We start from the raw sequence: 15112 nt of genomic DNA on the forward strand, positions 1-15112 counted from the left end.
CGGCCGGCTGTGAGCGGCACAGCCGGCCGGCTCCAGGGGGTCAGGGCAGTGCGACCTCGCCCTGGTTCAGCACACGCGGGAGGAAGTACGCCGTCTGGATCTCCGCATTGGTGTTGCTCCCACGCAGTTGTTCGGACCAGATCATGAACCACGCCCACTGCGGCTGACTGTCCAGCAGTGCTGCGGTCGGCACCTTGCCCATCTCCGCGATGGCCATGGGCTTCGTCCCCGCGATGCTCCGCATCTGCTGGTAGTCGGCGGAACTGGGGTAGTTCTTGTACCAGGCGTCCAGCGAGACGACATCCACGTACTGGTCGCCCGGATAGTAGTTGCTCCAGCCGCCCGCCGGATTGTCCTGCACGTTCCAGACCCAGATCAGATTGTCCAGGCCCTTCGTCTCGGCGAGATAGTCATGGGTGATGCGGTAAAGGCGCGCACTGCCGTTGGTTCCGGGCCGGTTTCCCCACCAGTTCCACGCTTCGTTCATCTCGTGCAGCGGCCGGAAGAGGACCGGAACGCCCGCGTTCCTCAGTTGCTGAAGGTAGGGGACGACCTCGTCGAGGCGCCGCTTCCAGGCATTGTTCAGGGCGCTGCCGTCGGTGACGATCTCCGAGAACTGCGCGTTCGAGATGTTCGACTTCACGCCGCCCTCGAACGCGCAGGTGCTCCCGCCGGTCGGCGGGCAGACGTGCCACGTGAGGGCGACCAGAGAGCCGTTCGCCCACTCGGTCTTCGCCTGGTCGATCACGCGCTGGCGGTCGGCCACGTCCGCGGCGGCGAACATCAGGTCGCCGCCCCACAGACCGGGATACTGCCCGGTCACGTCCTTGACCTGTTGCGTGTACTGCCCGGGCGCGGAAGCGGGCTCCTTGTTGTGTTGCCCGGAAACGATGTGGTCACCGGAAATGGAGCGGAGGTAGTTCAGGACAGTCTGCTTGGGAGTCGCGGGAAACGCCTGCGCGGATTCCGTCGCCGGCCAGACGAGGACCGCCGCGGCGACAGAAGCGACAGCCACGATGAAGGTGACGTGATGCCGGATTGTTCTCTTGAGCATCCGAGCTCTCCTGGTCGATCGGAATACGTGTCGCCAAGGTGGCTGCTAAACCGGTTCGGCGTCAATGGGTCGGACCCTCGTCCGCAACCCGCTCGCGGAATTCTTGACTAAACGTTTCCTGAACGCTGTCGAGAAGCCGGCTTCTTCTCCGCTATATGCCTTTTCGTGCTGCGGCTCGTCGGCCGACCACGGAGGCCCCGGACCGCGACGGACTTCGGTCGCGGCCGTAGCGGTCGGCCGGCGTGGGTGGCTCGGCCCTGCCCCGTGCCGAGGTGGCCGGGACCTGACCAGCCGGCTGCCGGGTGCGCCGCGGCGCCTAGGGGCAGCGCACCCGAACGCGGCGACCGCGGCCACGCCCGGAACCGGTACGGATGAGAGCCCTGGACCGATATGCCGAGATGCGTGGCAGCGATGGGCGCCGCTTCGACGGTGTCCGCTTGTCTTTATTAATACAGCCTCATATAGGTCCAGACGATACCTGACCGAGGTGCTAGTCGGGCTAATGTGTCACCCGTTCGCTCCCGCATCCATCATCGAATGGCGGCGTTACTCGTAACATGACGAAGGGAATCAGAGGGCGAGCATCCGAAGTCGCTACAGGGTGGTCGTACTCGACGGTGAGGCGACCGGCACGGCTGGGCTCCTACATGTATCTGCCTGCGCCGAACATGGCCGGGTCCACCAAGGGGGTGCTGGTGAAGGGTGGCCTCCCCGTCACGCTCGAGGTCATCGAGGGGACGCTACAGGAATTCATGGACGCCATCAGTTCCCTGGAAACGGACATCTCGAGACGATGGCCCAGTCCGGAGGCCGGGTTCTGCGTGCCGACGGAATGACCGGGCGGCGCCATGTACGGTGAACATATGGGGTATTACCCAGAGCCCCCCGTCGAATATCCGGACGGCTTCCAGAACGGCGGGGGACGGCATCGGGCGTCCACCGACGATTTCCAGTCGAACCTGACTCCTCCTGACTCGAACTGGGATCCCGCGGAAGAGCTGGCCTTCATGCTGCGGGACGCCATCGACCAGCAGTCGAGGATCCCGACGGCACATGACGAGGACTTTCTCGCCGGTCCGGGTCCGACGCCCCCTCGCGAAACCTTGGTGGAAGTCACGGCGGAAGCGCCGCCGGTGACGTCTCCTCCTCGGAACCATCGGAAGGTGCGAACACGGCAGCGCCCGAACAAGATCCGGATCGCCACCCGCTTCATCGCCGCACTGGTGACCGCCATCGCCTCCGCTGTGAGCATCTTCGGCGGCCTGATCGCCTACGATCCGCTGCGGTTGGTGGCGGAGTCGCGGATGCAGAGCAGCGTGGTGTCCTGGTGGCCTCTCCTGGTGTTCGGCCCCTGGCTGGTGGCGTCGCTGTCCATCCTCCGGGCAGCGTTGCACCAGCGTCGGGCCCTGCATTCCTGGTCCATGCTCCTGGTCTTTTCCGCCATCGCCATGACGCTGTGCGTCGCACAGGCTCCGAGGAACGTCATCGGCACCGCGGCTGCCGCCTTGCCGTGCTTCGCCTCGCTGGCGTGCTTCCAGCAGGTGGTGCGGCAGATCACCCTGACGAGGCCGCCCCGGCGGGTGCTGCCCCGGCACCGGTTGCGGCTTCCCAGGGCGCCCGCCGGGGAGGCGCCGGACGTACGACTGCCGCAGGGCGGTACGACGTCGGCATACGGTGACCTCCCCTTGGGGGAGCATGGGCAACGGGATGCCCGCTCCCACGGTCGCGGGCCGGTGACGCGTCCCGACGTGGCCGCGACCGGCCGCACGCTACAGACCGAGCCGGGGCGGTTCGGCTCCGGCGGCCAAGCGGTCTACGACCAGCGCCTCGGCGATCCGCGCCTCTTCGGACGGGCCGGCGACATCCTGTGAGCCCGCGCCGGCGCACCGAGGCGTCACCAGCCAGGCCGACCACCGTCTGAAGAACAGTTGAGGGCTCCACATCGATGACGAGTTCCATCACTCCGGTCCGGGCAGCCCCCGGCGCCCGCTCCGCCGGCGGCCGGTCCCTCCGGCGCGAGGGGTCCACGGCAGGCACCGGCCGCGGGCTCATCCAGGACATCGCGGGCAGAGGGCCGGCCGTCGACGCCCGGTGCCACCACCCCCGCGGCCCGGACAGGCAGCCACACGGCGCAGGGGTCCAAGGCGGGCTGCGCGTCAGGACCACCGAGTGAACAGTTCTGTCACGTTGCTCCCGTCCTTCCCCGACGTCGCCCAGCTCCTGCCCCGCCAGCAGATGGCCATGGACTGTGCCGTCTGCGCCTGCCCGCTGGGAGCGAGCGGCCGGGTGCTGGCAGAGGTGCGCCACCGGGGACTGCCGTTCCGGCTCTGGGTCTGCGGAAACGGCTGTCCGGTGGCCCGGTCGACCTTCCTGGCCGTCTAGGGCCTCTCTTTCGGATCTTGCCGGGGTCGCGGGGCCATGCGGCGCCCGCGATCCCGGCCGGCCTGATCCGGACACGCACCTGGCGCCGGCTTCCGCGCAGCTCGTCCGGCGCCTCCTCACCGCGTCCGCTCCGCCGCACCTTGCCGGTTTCTTGACGAAACCCTGGGACTGGAAGGGCGGCCCAGGGCAAGGAGCGAGAGGTGACTCGTATGGCAATCGTGGCCCTGACCCTGGCCGCCGGCATCGTGGCGGCCGTCGCGGCGGTCGGCCTGTCCCCCTGGTGGTGCGCGGCCGCCGTACCGCTCGTCCTGCTCGGTCTGCTGGGTGCGGCGGACCTGGTGCAACGCAGGCACTCGGTGCTGCGCAACTATCCCGTTCTGGGACACGCCCGCTTCCTCCTGGAGCGGATCCGCCCGGAGCTGCAGCAGTACTTCATCGAGCGGAACTTCGACGGCCGCCCCTTCGACCGGGACGTCCGCACGATCGTCTACGAGCGGGCGAAGGGCACGGATGCCGAGCAGCCGTACGGCACGGAGCGGGACGTCTACCAGCCGGGTTACGAGTTCCTGGTGCCGTCCATGGCTCCCTGCCCGGTGCCGGAGACGCCCCCGCGGGTGCGGATCGGCGGCCCCGACTGCGGCCGCCCCTACGACATGGCGCTGCTGAACGTGTCGGCGATGAGCTTCGGCTCGCTGTCGGGCAACGCCGTCCTCGCTCTCAACGGCGGCGCGGCGGCCGGCGGTTTCGCCCACGACACCGGTGAGGGCGGCCTGTCGGAGTACCACCTGCGGCCGGGTGGGGACCTGGTCTGGGAGATAGGCACCGGATACTTCGGCTGCCGTACCCAGGACGGCGACTTCGACCCTGCCGAGTTCGCCGACAAGGCCGCTCACGAGCACGTCAAGTGCGTGTCCCTCAAGCTCTCGCAGGGCGCCAAACCGGGCATCGGCGGGGTCCTGCCGGGCGCGAAGGTCAACGCCGAGATAGCGAAGGTGCGGGACGTGCCCGAGGGGAGGACGGTGATCTCACCGCCGTACCACCGGGTGTTCTCCACCCCACGCGAACTCGTCCGCTTCATCGCCCGGATGCGGGAGCTGTCCGGCGGCAAGCCCGCAGGGTTCAAACTGTGCGTGGGCTCGCGCCGGCAGTTCCTGGCCGTGTGCAAGGCCATGCTGGAGGAGGGCACGAGCCCCGACTTCATCGTCGTGGACGGAGGCGAGGGCGGCACCGGAGCCGCGCCCCTGGAGTTCGCCGACCACATGGGAACCCCCCTGACCGAGGGCCTGCTCACCGTGCACAACGCCCTCGTCGGCGCCGGCCTGCGTGACCGCGTCAGGATCGGAGCGAGCGGCAAGATCGCCACGGGTACCGATCTGGTCAAACGCCTGGTGCAGGGGGCCGACTACGGCAACGCGGCACGGGCGATGATGTTCGCCGTCGGCTGCATCCAGGCCCAGCGGTGTCACACGAACACCTGCCCCACCGGTGTGACCACCCAGGACCCCCACCGCGCCCGCGCCCTCGACGTGCGGGACAAGACGCCGCGGGTCCAGCGCTTCCAGGAGGCGACGGTGGCCGGCGCCCTCCAGCTCATGGCGTCCATGGGCGTCACCGACCCCGCCGAGCTGCGCCCGCACATGCTCCGCCGGCGCATCGACCCGTACACCGAGCGCTCCTACGAGGAGTTGTACGAGTGGCTCGAACCGGGGCAGCTGCTCGCTGAACCCCCTGCCTCCTGGGCGGCCGACTGGCAGGCCGCCGACCCCGACCGATTCACCGTCTGACCTGGAGGAACAAAGTGGCCCGTACCGTCGCCCGCGTCATCGTGGACGCACTGAGCGAACTCGGCGTGCGCCAGGTGTTCGGCGTGGTGGGAGACGCGCTCAACCCCCTGACGGACGCCATCCGCACCACCGAGGACCTGGAGTGGGTGGGCTGCCGGCACGAGGAGGCGGCGGCGTTCGCCGCGAGCGCCCAGTCGCAGCTCTCGGGCACCCTCGGCGTCTGCATGGGCACGGTCGGACCCGGTTCCGTCCACCTGCTCAACGGGCTGTACGACGCGGCCAAGAGCCACACCCCCGTCCTGGCGATCGCCGGCCAGGTACCGCTCGCCGAACTCGGCACCGACTACTTCCAGGAAGTCGACAACGACGCCCTCTTCAGCGACGTGGCCGTCTTCCGCGCGACCATCACCTCTCCCGACCAGCTGCCGCAGATGCTGGAGACGGCGGTGCGCCACGCCCTGGGCCGCAAGGGGGTCGCCGTCCTGACCGTGCCCGGCGACCTGGGCGAACTCGAACTGGACACGGACCGCCCGGCCAGGTTCTCCCTCAACCCTCCGCTCAGCCGGCCGGAGGAGTCCGCCGTGCGCCGGGCGGCCGAGCTCCTGGACGGCTCGGAACGGGTCACGCTGCTCGTCGGACGGGGCGCGCGCGGCGCCCGCGAGGACGTGCTGGCCCTCGCCGACCGGCTCGCCGCGCCGATGGTGCTCACCCTCAAGGCCAAGGAGGGCTTCGAGGGCGACACCAACCCGTTCCAGGTCGGCCAGACCGGACTGATCGGCAACCCGGCCGCCGCGTCGGCCCTGAACGACGCGGACACCCTGCTGCTCCTGGGAACCGACTTCCCCTACCGGGACTGGTATCCGGAAGGGAAGACCGTCATCCAGGTGGACACCGAGGCGGCTCACATCGGGCGGCGCGTACCGGTCGACATCGGCCTCGTCGGCGACACCGGCGTGACCGTCCGGGACCTGCTCGTCCACCTCGCCGCCCCTCCCGCCGGCACGGACGGCGCGCGGGACCGCTCGCACCTGGAGAAGGCACGTGAGCGTTTTCAGCAGTGGCGCCAGAACCAGGCACGACTGGCCGACCCGGCGCACGACAAGGGCCTGATCGGCCGCGTCCGTTCCTCGCTCGACAACCGCACCCACGACATCCGGCCGGAGGCGCTGGCGGCCGTGGTGGACCGGCTGGCCGACGACGACGCCGTCTTCACCTCCGACACCGGCATGGCGACGGTGTGGCTCTCACGTTTCGTCGAGATGCGGGGCGAGCGGCAGCTCATCGGTTCCTACAACCTCGGCTCGATGGCCAACGCGATGCCCCAGGCGCTGGGAGCCCAGTGCCTGGACCGCGGGCGGCAGGTTGTGGCCTTCTGCGGGGACGGCGGGCTGAGCATGCTCCTCGGCGACCTCATGACCCTGAAGACACACCGTCTCCCGGTGAAGCTCGTCGTCTTCGACAACCGCCGCCTGGGCATGGTGAAGCTGGAACAGGAACAGGCCGGGCTCCCCGAGTTCGGCACCGTCCTGGACAACCCCGACTTCGCCGCCGTCGCCACGGCCATGGGCATCCCCGGCATCCGCGTGACCGACCCGGCCGAGCTGGAGAAGGCCGTACGCCACGCCTTCGACACCCCCGGGCCCGTCCTGCTCGACGTGCTCACCAACCCGGACGAGGTCGCGGTACCGGCCAAGCCGACCGTCGAGCAGGGCTGGGGGTTCGCCATGGCCAAGCTCAAGGAGATCGTCCGCAGCCACGGGGACGACAGCACGCCTTGACAGAACCGGTTCAGCGTCCGTCGCTCAGCCGGTCGTCGGTGACGGCGGTCACGAAGCTGGCCCAGCCACCGGCGGGGAACACGAGCACCGGCCCGTGCGGGACCTTGCTGTCCCGCACGGGAACGACGGCGTCGAGGTCGTCGCAGACCTCGAGGCACGCGCCGCCGTCCTGGTTGCTGTAGCTGCTCTTACGCCAAGACACCGCACTCAGGTCGATGGATCGCACGCCTTTTCCTCCAACATCCGCAGGATGAACTTGCGCGACTCCACCGGGGTGAGTGCCAGGTCGCGCACCGCATCGTACGTCTTCTGCAAACGTACAACCGGACCGGCATCCTCGATGAGTTGGCCCCAGTATCCGTTCTCGGTGTACGCCACGGTTCTGCCCTCGGGAAGGAGCAGATACCAGACGTCCACCCCCAACAGGCCGTGCAACCCGGCACTCTGTAGGACCACTTGGACCGTGACGTTGGGACGCTCCGCAACTCCTACCAGGTACTCCAACTGCCCCCGCCACTCGCCCACGTCCCGCAACGGCGTCCGAAGCACCGCCTCCGACAGGATCGTCCGGAACGGCGGCGCGTCCTTCCCCTCCAACAACTCCCGCCGCCCCATGCGGGCCTTGACCTGTTGCTCCAGCTCCTTCTCCTTCAGCCCACCGGCCGCCAGCACCTCCCGCGCGTATCCCGGTGTCTGAAACAGCCCCGGCAGGACGCTCACCGCGAAGTGCCACAGGCTCACCGCCTTCGCCTCCAGCGCCATGTACCGCCGGTACCGCTCGCGGAACTGCGTATGGTCCCCGGCGGCCAACTCCCACAGCGCGAGCAGCAGTCCCGGCGTGCCGTAGTGCGTGTCGAGGGCCTGGACGACCTCGGGGCTGCCGAGCGTCTCGCCCTTCTCCATCTTGCCGAACAGGGACCAGTCCCAGCCCAGCCGCTCCCCGAGCTGCCGCAGGCTCGTCCCGCTGCCGGTGCGCAGGGTCCGCAGTTCCTCGGCGAAGCGCTGGCGTGGTTCCTGGCTGCGGCCGGTGACGACGCGTCGCTGCGACATACGGCTGGCTCCCCTCGGTCCGAGCGCAGTCTCGTAACGCTCCGGCTACACAGCGTAGTTCACCCGGTGTGTGGGTGGCTGCCACGGTGGGCCGCCGCTGCGGACAGGACCGACAGGGCGGCCGACGCGCAGAGCATCCACTGGAGTGCGTGGGCCGCCGACCCGGCCGTGGCCCTGGCCGTGTCGGACAGGAAGAGGTAGACGCCGCCCAGTGTCGCGACACCCAGCGCCCCGCACAGTTGCGCGTTGGTGCTGATGACCCCGGACAGGTCGGCGGCGTAGTCGTCCGGGAGGGTGAACGTCATCTGCCCGATCAGGGAGTTGGAGCTGATGCCCAGGCCCAGTCCGCCGATGCCCAGCAGCAGGAACAGGACGGGGCCGGAGCGGTGCCCGGTGACCAGGTAGCACCACACGGCGGTGTAGCCGGCGGCGAGGATCAGGCAGCCGAGGGCGGGCATCGCCGGCCGGTGGCGTTCGGGTACGGCGGCGAGCAGCGGGCCGGCCAGGCCGAAGGCCGCCACCCACGAGACCATCGCCAGCCCGGCGTAGGCGGGTCCGTGTCCCAGCCCGTCCTGGAGGTAGACCGCCAGGACGAACAGCAGGGCGAAGTAGGTCATGGTGGTGACGCCGTGGGCGGCCAGCAGCCACCGGACGGCAGGTTCGCGGACCACCTCCTCGGCGATCAGGGGCCTGCCGCCCCGCGCGGCGAGACGGCGCTGGCCGCGCCGGAAGGCCACCGTCACCGGCACGCTCGCGGCCAGGCAGAGCCAGGTCCAGGCGGGCCAGCCCTGGTCGGTGCCGAGCAGCAGCGGGACGATCAGCAGCAGGACCGCGACGGACAGCAGGAGCATGCCGCGGGCGTCCACGTCGTCCCAGCCGCCTCGCCTCTCCTCGGCCGGCATCCAGCGTAGTGCCGCCCAGCTGAGCAGGATGCCGACCGGCACGTTGATCAGGAAGATGGGGCGCCAGCCCGTACCGAACAGGTCGGCCGCGATCAGCACGCCGCCCAGGGCCTGGCCGGCCACCGCGCCTCCGGAGAGCGCGATCGCGTAGTAGCCCAGCGCCTTGATCCGCTGCCGGCCGGCGAAGTGCGTCTGGATGCCGCTGAGCACCTGCGGCACCATCAGCGCCGCGCCGGCCCCTTGCGCGACTCGCGCGGTGATCAGCACGAGCGCGCCCGGGGCCAGCGCGCAGGCCAGCGAGGCGACGGTGAAGAGGGCCATCCCGGCCAGGAAGACACGGCGGTGGCCGTGGCTGGCGCCGAGCCGCGCGCCGGTGACGAGCAGTACGGCGTAGGCCACCACGTAGCCGGAGATCACCAGGCCGGTCTCCCCGCCGGAGGCGTGGAGGTCGCCGCGGATCGCCGGTGCGGCGATGTTGGCGATCGCGGTGTCGATGTTGGCCATGAACTGTGCCGCGAGCAGCACCGCAAGGAGCCGCCAGCGGTGGGCGGCCGGCAGGGCCGGCGCACCGCTCCCGCCGGGGGATACCGGGTCGTCCGTCCGCGGTGGTGCGGGGGAGCGGTCCGGGTCGGCGTCCTTGCTTCGCATGGTGGGTCCGTCCGTGAAGTGGATCAGGCGGCGAACAGCCGCGGCCAGCTGATGCCGGCGAGGTCGGGTGCGACGAGATCCGCGGCGCCGAGCGCCTCGGCGGCGTGCGTGGTGGTCAGCGCGACGCACCTGAGCCCGGCCGCCTTGGCCGCGGCGATCCCCGCGGGCGCGTCCTCGAACGCCACCGCCCGCGCCGGGGAGACGCCCAGCGCGGCACACCCCGCCAGGAATCCCTCGGGGTCCGGTTTGCCCCGGCGCACGTCCTCGGCGGTGATCAGCGCGGTGAACAGGCCCGCGCCGCCCACGTGGTCGAGGAGCGCGCGGGCGTGTTCGCGCAGCCCGGAGGTGACCACGGCCATCGGCACCCCCTCGGCGTGCAGCTTCTTCACCAGCACCTCGGCGCCCGGTACGGGATGGGGCGGCGGGATGTCGGGGCCGTTGAGGTATCCGACGGCCTCCTCGAACAGGTCGGGGACGGAACCGCCCGGGAAGCGGTGCACATGGTCGGCCAGCGCCTCCTGGCCGCGGCGGCCGACGAAGGTGGCCAGCAGGGCGTCGTCGACCTCCAGCCCGTGCGCGCGGAACAGCCGGGTCCACGCGGCACGGCTGCGGTGCTCGGTGGCCACGAGCGTGCCGTCGAGATCGAAGAGTGCGGCGCGGACCGGCTCAGCGCCGGAGGGTTCTTCAGTCATCGGTGTCAACCATCCTTAGTCCCTGGGGGGCGGGTGTGGGGCCCGGTGGCCGGCCGGGACGTCACCGGGCGGTGAGCCCCGGGTCGAACTCCTGGTACAGGTGCTGCCAGTCGAGGTGCTCCTGGCAGGCGGCGGCACCGCGCACGACGGCCGCGTCGTTGTGCCGGCGGGCCGCGAGCTGCATGCCGACGGGGACACCGTTGGCCGCCCGGCCCACCGGGACCGTGGCCGCGGGGCTGCCGATCAGGTTGTACGGGCTCGTCATGGACCAGCCGACGAACGGGTCGGTGTCCTGGCCGTTGACCTGACGGGGGCCGACGGTGGTGCGCGTGCTGTCGTTGGGGATGCCCGCCACACAGTTCACCGGGCTGACGATCAGGTCGTAGCCGTCGAAGAGGTCCTCGAACGCGTCCAGCACCTGGGTGCGCACGAGGTCGCCGAGACGGAAGTCCACCGCGCTCAGCGCGGCGCCGGTCCGGACGCTCTCCAGATAGCCCGGGTCCACGACACGGCCCTGCTCACCCAGCAGATCGATGCCCTGCCGCAGGCTGATCGCGGCGGACTCGGCGTGGGCCATCGACAGGTAGCGGCGCCACATCCGGGTCAGCTCGGCGGCGGGCAGCGGCAGCCGGAAGTCGACCTCCACGATCTCGGCACCGGCCTCTTCGAGGGCGGGCAGTGCCGCCCGCACCAGCGCCTCGACCTCCGGCTCGACCGGGTAGCCGCCGAGGTCGGGCAGGTAGGCGACACGCATTCCGGCCAGCGACGGCGAGAGTGCCGCCGCCAGCGGCTCACCCACCGGGAAGGAGTACGGGTCCCGGGGGTGCGGGCCCGACATCAGGTCGAGTCCCAGGACGGCGTCGTCCACGGTCCTGGCCAGCGGCGCGTAGCAGACCATGGGGTTGAGACGGCGGAACGCGTTGGGCCGGGCCGGCACCGCCACCCGTCCGAAGGTCGTCATCATGGTGAACACACCGCAGAAGGCTCCGGGTACGCGCAGCGAACCGCCCGCGTCCGAGCCCTGCGCCAGCGGGACCATGCCCGTCGCGACCGCCGCCGCGCTCCCGCCGGAGGAGCCGCCCGCGTTCATCGCCAGGTTGAACGGCGTGGAAGCCGGCCCGAGCAGGGAGCTGTCCGTCGTGGCCTTGAACCCGAACTCCGGCGTGTTCGTCTTGCCGACCACGATGGCGCCGGCATCGGTCAGCCGTTCGACACACAGGATCGTGTCCTGTGCCACCTCCTCGGCGAAGATCTTCGAACCACGCGTGACGCGCACGCCGGCGACGGGGTCCAGGTCCTTCACCCCGATGGGGACGCCGTGCAGCGGACCCAGCTCGGCTCCGGACAGCACGGCCTGTTCGGCTTCCTTGGCGGCGGCGAGCGCCTGGTCGGCGCAGACCGTGACGAACGCGTTGACCGCGGGGTTGAGCCGCTCGATGCGGTCCAGGGAGTTCTGCACCACTTCCACCGGTGACACGGCCCGGGAACGAACAAGCTCAGCGAGCTGGAGCGCCGTCAGCGCCTCGAAATCGCCCATCACTCTTTCCTTCCTCGACAACACTGGCGTCCGTGGACCGGCGTACCAGGAGCCGGCCCAGCCGGGTGGGACTTGGTACGGACTAAAACACCGCGGCGTCGCAGAGGGTTGCATGATCGGTGGCCGCTCACCCCCACCGAACAGCCCCTGACGATCGTTTCTGGCCGCACGCGCGCCGATCGGCAAAAGCCGGACACCGATCGTGAGGAACGATGCGCGCTGCGAAGTCATGGCCGGTCGGGTGCGGCGGTACTACGGTGACCCCTCAAGTGACGCCCTGACCGTGTTCGAGGGGGGACCGGTCCGCTCGCCGGGCGTCCGGGGCTGAGGGGAGCCACCGTGCAGGTGCTGTATGCCGTCGCCTTCGACGTCCAGGACGCCCGGTCCGCCCGGCGGCCCGGCCACGTGTACGAGCGTCTGCGCGACCATCTCGCCGCATGGCTCGGTGACCGCGGCCGGTCACCGGCCCCGTACCCCGCGGACCTCGACCGCGCCGGGCGTGCGGTGCTCACCGGCAGGGACCCCGGGCAGGGCGAGCGGAGGGTGAGCTGGTCCGTGGCGGGCGACGAGCGCGCCCGTGCGCTGCGGATGACCATCCACCAGCCGCTGTCCGACGGTCCGGCACAGTTCGTCACCCGCGTCACGGTCTCCGGGACGGAGGACGGCGGCGGGGGACTCCGGGTCGTCATGGGCAGGGAGATCCCCGACGGCTGGATCGCGCCGGTGCAGAATCCGCGGCTCAGGCGTCCCCATCTGCTGCGGGCGGTGCTCGCGGACGGCGAACTCGACGTGCGGGTGCTCGGTCAGCGCGCCACCGGGCGGTACGAGCGGATCCGGGAGCCCGGGCATGCGGCGGTGCTGCTGGAGTCGCTGGTACTGAGCACGCGCCTGCCCATCCTCCTGATGCACCCCCGGGACCAGGCGGCATGGACCGTGGCGGCCGACGCCTCGGGACAACTCGCCGGACTGGCCCAGGTCGTGACCCTGAACTACGTCACCGCGCAGGCCGTCCGCCGGGTCCACGAGCAGGTGGCCGTCCCCAGCGGCGGGGCACGGCTGGTCTGGCCCAACCTCGGCCTGGAACATCCCGCCTACTCACGTGAGCAGGTGACCCAGCCGTCCTTCGTGAGCAGACGGCTCATGCCGTCGCTCGCCCATCTCTCCGTCATCGCCCGGGGCAGTGACACGGCCTGGGAGCGGGCACGGCAGGCCTCGTACCGGGCCGGGGCACGCAGAGCGGCCGAACGGCTGTCGCGCGCACAGGCCGCCGGGGACACGACCGCCGAGCTCGAGGCGCTGAAGGAACGCGCGCGGCAGCTGGAGGAGGACGCCAGGTCGTGGGAGGACATGGCCCAGAGCTGTATGGAGGAACGTGACAAGGCGCAGTCCGAGGCCGCCGCGGCCGAGACGCTGCGCCAGGACCGGGACTACTGGAAGAAGCTGTACCTGGACCTGTCGCGGGGCGGGGCCGGGCAGGCGGCCGAGCCGGACGTCTGGCACGGGATCCCGGTCCTGGGCACGGACGCCGTGCCCACCTTCGAGGCTCTCGCCAGGACGTCGGAGGAGCGCATCGTGTTCACGGTGCGGGCGGCGCGCGCGTGGAAGGCCTCCCAGTACCCGTATCCCGAGGAGATGACCGACCAGCTGATCGCCCTCGCGCAGGCCGCGATGGACCTGTACACCAAGCCCGGCAAGCGGCCCAGACTCGACCAGTGGTTCTACGACCACCACGGGCTGAGGTTCGCGAACAGCGACGAGAAGCTCAGCAAGAACAAGGACAAGCGCTACTTCATGTTCGAGCACAAGCGCCGGGACGGGCTGCCGCACATCAAGGTCCGCGACGCCGTGTCGCCCAACGAGGCCGGACGCATCTACTTCGCCCTGGACCCCGAGGGCAAGCGGCTGATCGTGAACCATGTGGGGCTGCACCTGTGACCCGTGCGGCCGGGGCGGCCGTCGAGGGCGTCATCGCCGCAGGCGGGTTCGACGAGGGTGTCGTCGGGGAGGGGGGCGTGCGTCCGAGGGGGCGTACGCCGGGCGCCGCGGGCGCCGGCACCCGGCCGTCCGCCCGCCCGCGGTGCGCTCTTGGCCGGGCGGGCACCACGCGGTACTGTCCGTCCGACATCGACGACGGTCGACGGAAGCCGGTGGGAGTCCGGCACGGTCGCGCCACTGTATGCGAGAGCCTCCGGGTGTTCGTGAGTCAGACCCGTGGCCGTCGTCCTGTGCACCACCGAGATGGGACGCGAACTCCCAGAGGAGGTCCTGCCATGGCGCAGACCGTCGCCCGGCCGACAGCCACCCTCCCCGCCGTACCGGCCAAGCTGCCGCTGAAGGCCATCGCCCCGTGGGCGGTCTTCTTCGGCATCCTCATGCTCGTCCTGCTGTACTTCGTCGGCGCCGAACAGGGCGCCACCTCCGTGCTCGACGGCACGGACGTCCACGAGTGGGTGCACGACGCCCGCCATCTGCTCGGCTTCCCCTGCCACTGACGCGAGGGACGCCCCCACCCATGAACTCCGCGACGGTGAGGAACCTCCTCGTGCGGGGCATGCTCGCCGGCCTGGCCGCCGGCGTGCTCGCCCTGCTCACCGCCTACTTCCTCGGCGAGCCGAGCGTCGACAGCGCGATCGGCTTCGAGGACGCTCACTCCCACACGCACGGGACGGAAGTCGTCCCGCGCTCGGTGCAGTCCACCGCCGGCCTCGCCACCGGCGTCCTCGTCTACGGGGTCGCGTTCGGCGGCATCGTCGCACTCGCCTTCTGCTTCGCGCTCGGCCGCGTCGGCCGTTTCTCCCCGCGGGCGACCGCGCTGCTGCTGTCGGGCTGCGCGCTGCTCGCCGTGTACGTCGTGCCGTTCCTGAAGTACCCGGCCAACCCGCCGTCGGTCGGCGACCCCGGCACCATCGGCGAGCGGACCGGCCTGTACTTCCTGATGATGCTGCTCAGCGTGCTCCTCGCGGTCGCCGCCACCCTCCTGGGCAAGCGACTCGCACCCCGGCTGGGCACCTGGTACGCCACCGTCGCCGCGGTGGCCGCCTTCGTCCTCGTGACCGCCCTGGCCTACGCCTTCCTGCCGGCCGTCAACGAGGTGCCGAAGGACTTCCCGGCCGCCCTGCTGTGGCGGTTCCGTCTCTCCGCGCTGGCCGTCCAGGCCGTCCTGTGGGCCGGTTTCGGCCTGCTCTTCGGCGAGTTCGCCGAACGGCTGCTGCGCCCGGAGCCCGTACCGTCCGGCACCGGGCGGTCGGTCGCCGCGCCGCACCGAACCGCCACCTGACGCGGGAG

General features: G+C 70.8%; 13 protein-coding genes and 1 riboswitch. Of the genes, 7 read left to right on the top strand and 6 right to left on the bottom strand.

Translation table 11 applies throughout. The features are described 5' to 3' along the window. Positions 1-40 precede the first annotated feature (40 nt). A complete protein-coding gene (locus ACF1BE_RS09405) occupies positions 41-1054 on the bottom strand; it encodes a glycosyl hydrolase (RefSeq protein ID WP_392198383.1) in 1014 nt (337 codons plus the stop codon). Between the two features lie 863 nt (positions 1055-1917). Between ACF1BE_RS09405 and ACF1BE_RS09410 the strand changes: the two genes are divergently transcribed. The 4 genes from ACF1BE_RS09410 to ACF1BE_RS09425 all read left to right on the top strand — a co-directional run bounded on the left by ACF1BE_RS09410 (position 1918) and on the right by ACF1BE_RS09425 (position 6998). Then, the gene (locus ACF1BE_RS09410) at positions 1918-2925 is read left to right on the top strand and encodes a DUF2637 domain-containing protein (RefSeq protein WP_392198384.1); all 1008 of its coding nucleotides are present in this window, start codon (positions 1918-1920) and stop codon (positions 2923-2925) included. Positions 2926-3223: 298 nt separating this feature from the next. Further along, entirely contained in the window at positions 3224-3436 is a 213-nt protein-coding gene (locus tag ACF1BE_RS09415; protein WP_392198385.1) for a hypothetical protein, read from the top strand. 200 nt (positions 3437-3636) lie between these two features. Beyond that, entirely contained in the window at positions 3637-5220 is a 1584-nt protein-coding gene (locus tag ACF1BE_RS09420) for an FMN-binding glutamate synthase family protein (RefSeq protein ID WP_392198386.1), read from the top strand. A 14-nt stretch (positions 5221-5234) separates the two neighbouring features. Next, positions 5235-6998, top strand: a complete 1764-nt coding sequence (locus ACF1BE_RS09425) for a thiamine pyrophosphate-dependent enzyme (protein ID WP_392198387.1) — start codon at positions 5235-5237, stop codon at positions 6996-6998. Between the two features lie 10 nt (positions 6999-7008). Here ACF1BE_RS09425 and ACF1BE_RS09430 read toward each other — a convergent pair whose 3' ends face one another. The 5 genes from ACF1BE_RS09430 to ACF1BE_RS09450 all read right to left on the bottom strand — a co-directional run bounded on the left by ACF1BE_RS09430 (position 7009) and on the right by ACF1BE_RS09450 (position 11827). Continuing rightward, positions 7009-7224, bottom strand: coding sequence for a DUF397 domain-containing protein (locus tag ACF1BE_RS09430; protein ID WP_392198388.1), 216 nt, complete (start codon positions 7222-7224; stop codon positions 7009-7011). Next, positions 7206-8048: a helix-turn-helix domain-containing protein gene (locus ACF1BE_RS09435; protein WP_392198389.1), complete on the bottom strand. Its 843-nt coding sequence runs from the start codon at positions 8046-8048 to the stop codon at positions 7206-7208. Before ACF1BE_RS09435 ends, ACF1BE_RS09430 begins: the two co-directional genes overlap by 19 nt. Positions 8049-8107: 59 nt before the next feature. Further along, entirely contained in the window at positions 8108-9598 is a 1491-nt protein-coding gene (locus tag ACF1BE_RS09440; RefSeq protein ID WP_392198390.1) for an MFS transporter, read from the bottom strand. A 23-nt stretch (positions 9599-9621) separates the two neighbouring features. Beyond that, positions 9622-10290, bottom strand: a complete 669-nt coding sequence (locus ACF1BE_RS09445; RefSeq protein ID WP_392198391.1) for an HAD family hydrolase — start codon at positions 10288-10290, stop codon at positions 9622-9624. A gap of 61 nt (positions 10291-10351) precedes the next feature. Next, entirely contained in the window at positions 10352-11827 is a 1476-nt protein-coding gene (locus ACF1BE_RS09450; RefSeq protein WP_392198392.1) for an amidase, read from the bottom strand. Between the two features lie 339 nt (positions 11828-12166). Between ACF1BE_RS09450 and ACF1BE_RS09455 the strand changes: the two genes are divergently transcribed. The 3 genes from ACF1BE_RS09455 (at position 12167) to ACF1BE_RS09465 (ending at position 15104) form a co-directional block, all read left to right on the top strand. Continuing rightward, positions 12167-13762, top strand: a complete 1596-nt coding sequence (locus tag ACF1BE_RS09455) for a hypothetical protein (RefSeq protein ID WP_392198393.1) — start codon at positions 12167-12169, stop codon at positions 13760-13762. A 162-nt stretch (positions 13763-13924) separates the two neighbouring features. Continuing rightward, positions 13925-14059: riboswitch (cobalamin riboswitch) on the top strand. Positions 14060-14097: 38 nt separating this feature from the next. After that, complete coding sequence (locus ACF1BE_RS09460) at positions 14098-14319, top strand: CbtB-domain containing protein (protein WP_392198394.1); 222 nt, start codon at positions 14098-14100, stop codon at positions 14317-14319. A gap of 20 nt (positions 14320-14339) precedes the next feature. After that, positions 14340-15104, top strand: coding sequence for a CbtA family protein (locus ACF1BE_RS09465; RefSeq protein WP_392198395.1), 765 nt, complete (start codon positions 14340-14342; stop codon positions 15102-15104). The last annotated feature ends 8 nt before the right edge of the window (positions 15105-15112 follow it).

The sequence above is a fragment of the Streptomyces sp. NPDC014991 genome (assembly GCF_043080665.1).
Lineage (GTDB): Bacteria > Actinomycetota > Actinomycetes > Streptomycetales > Streptomycetaceae > Streptomyces.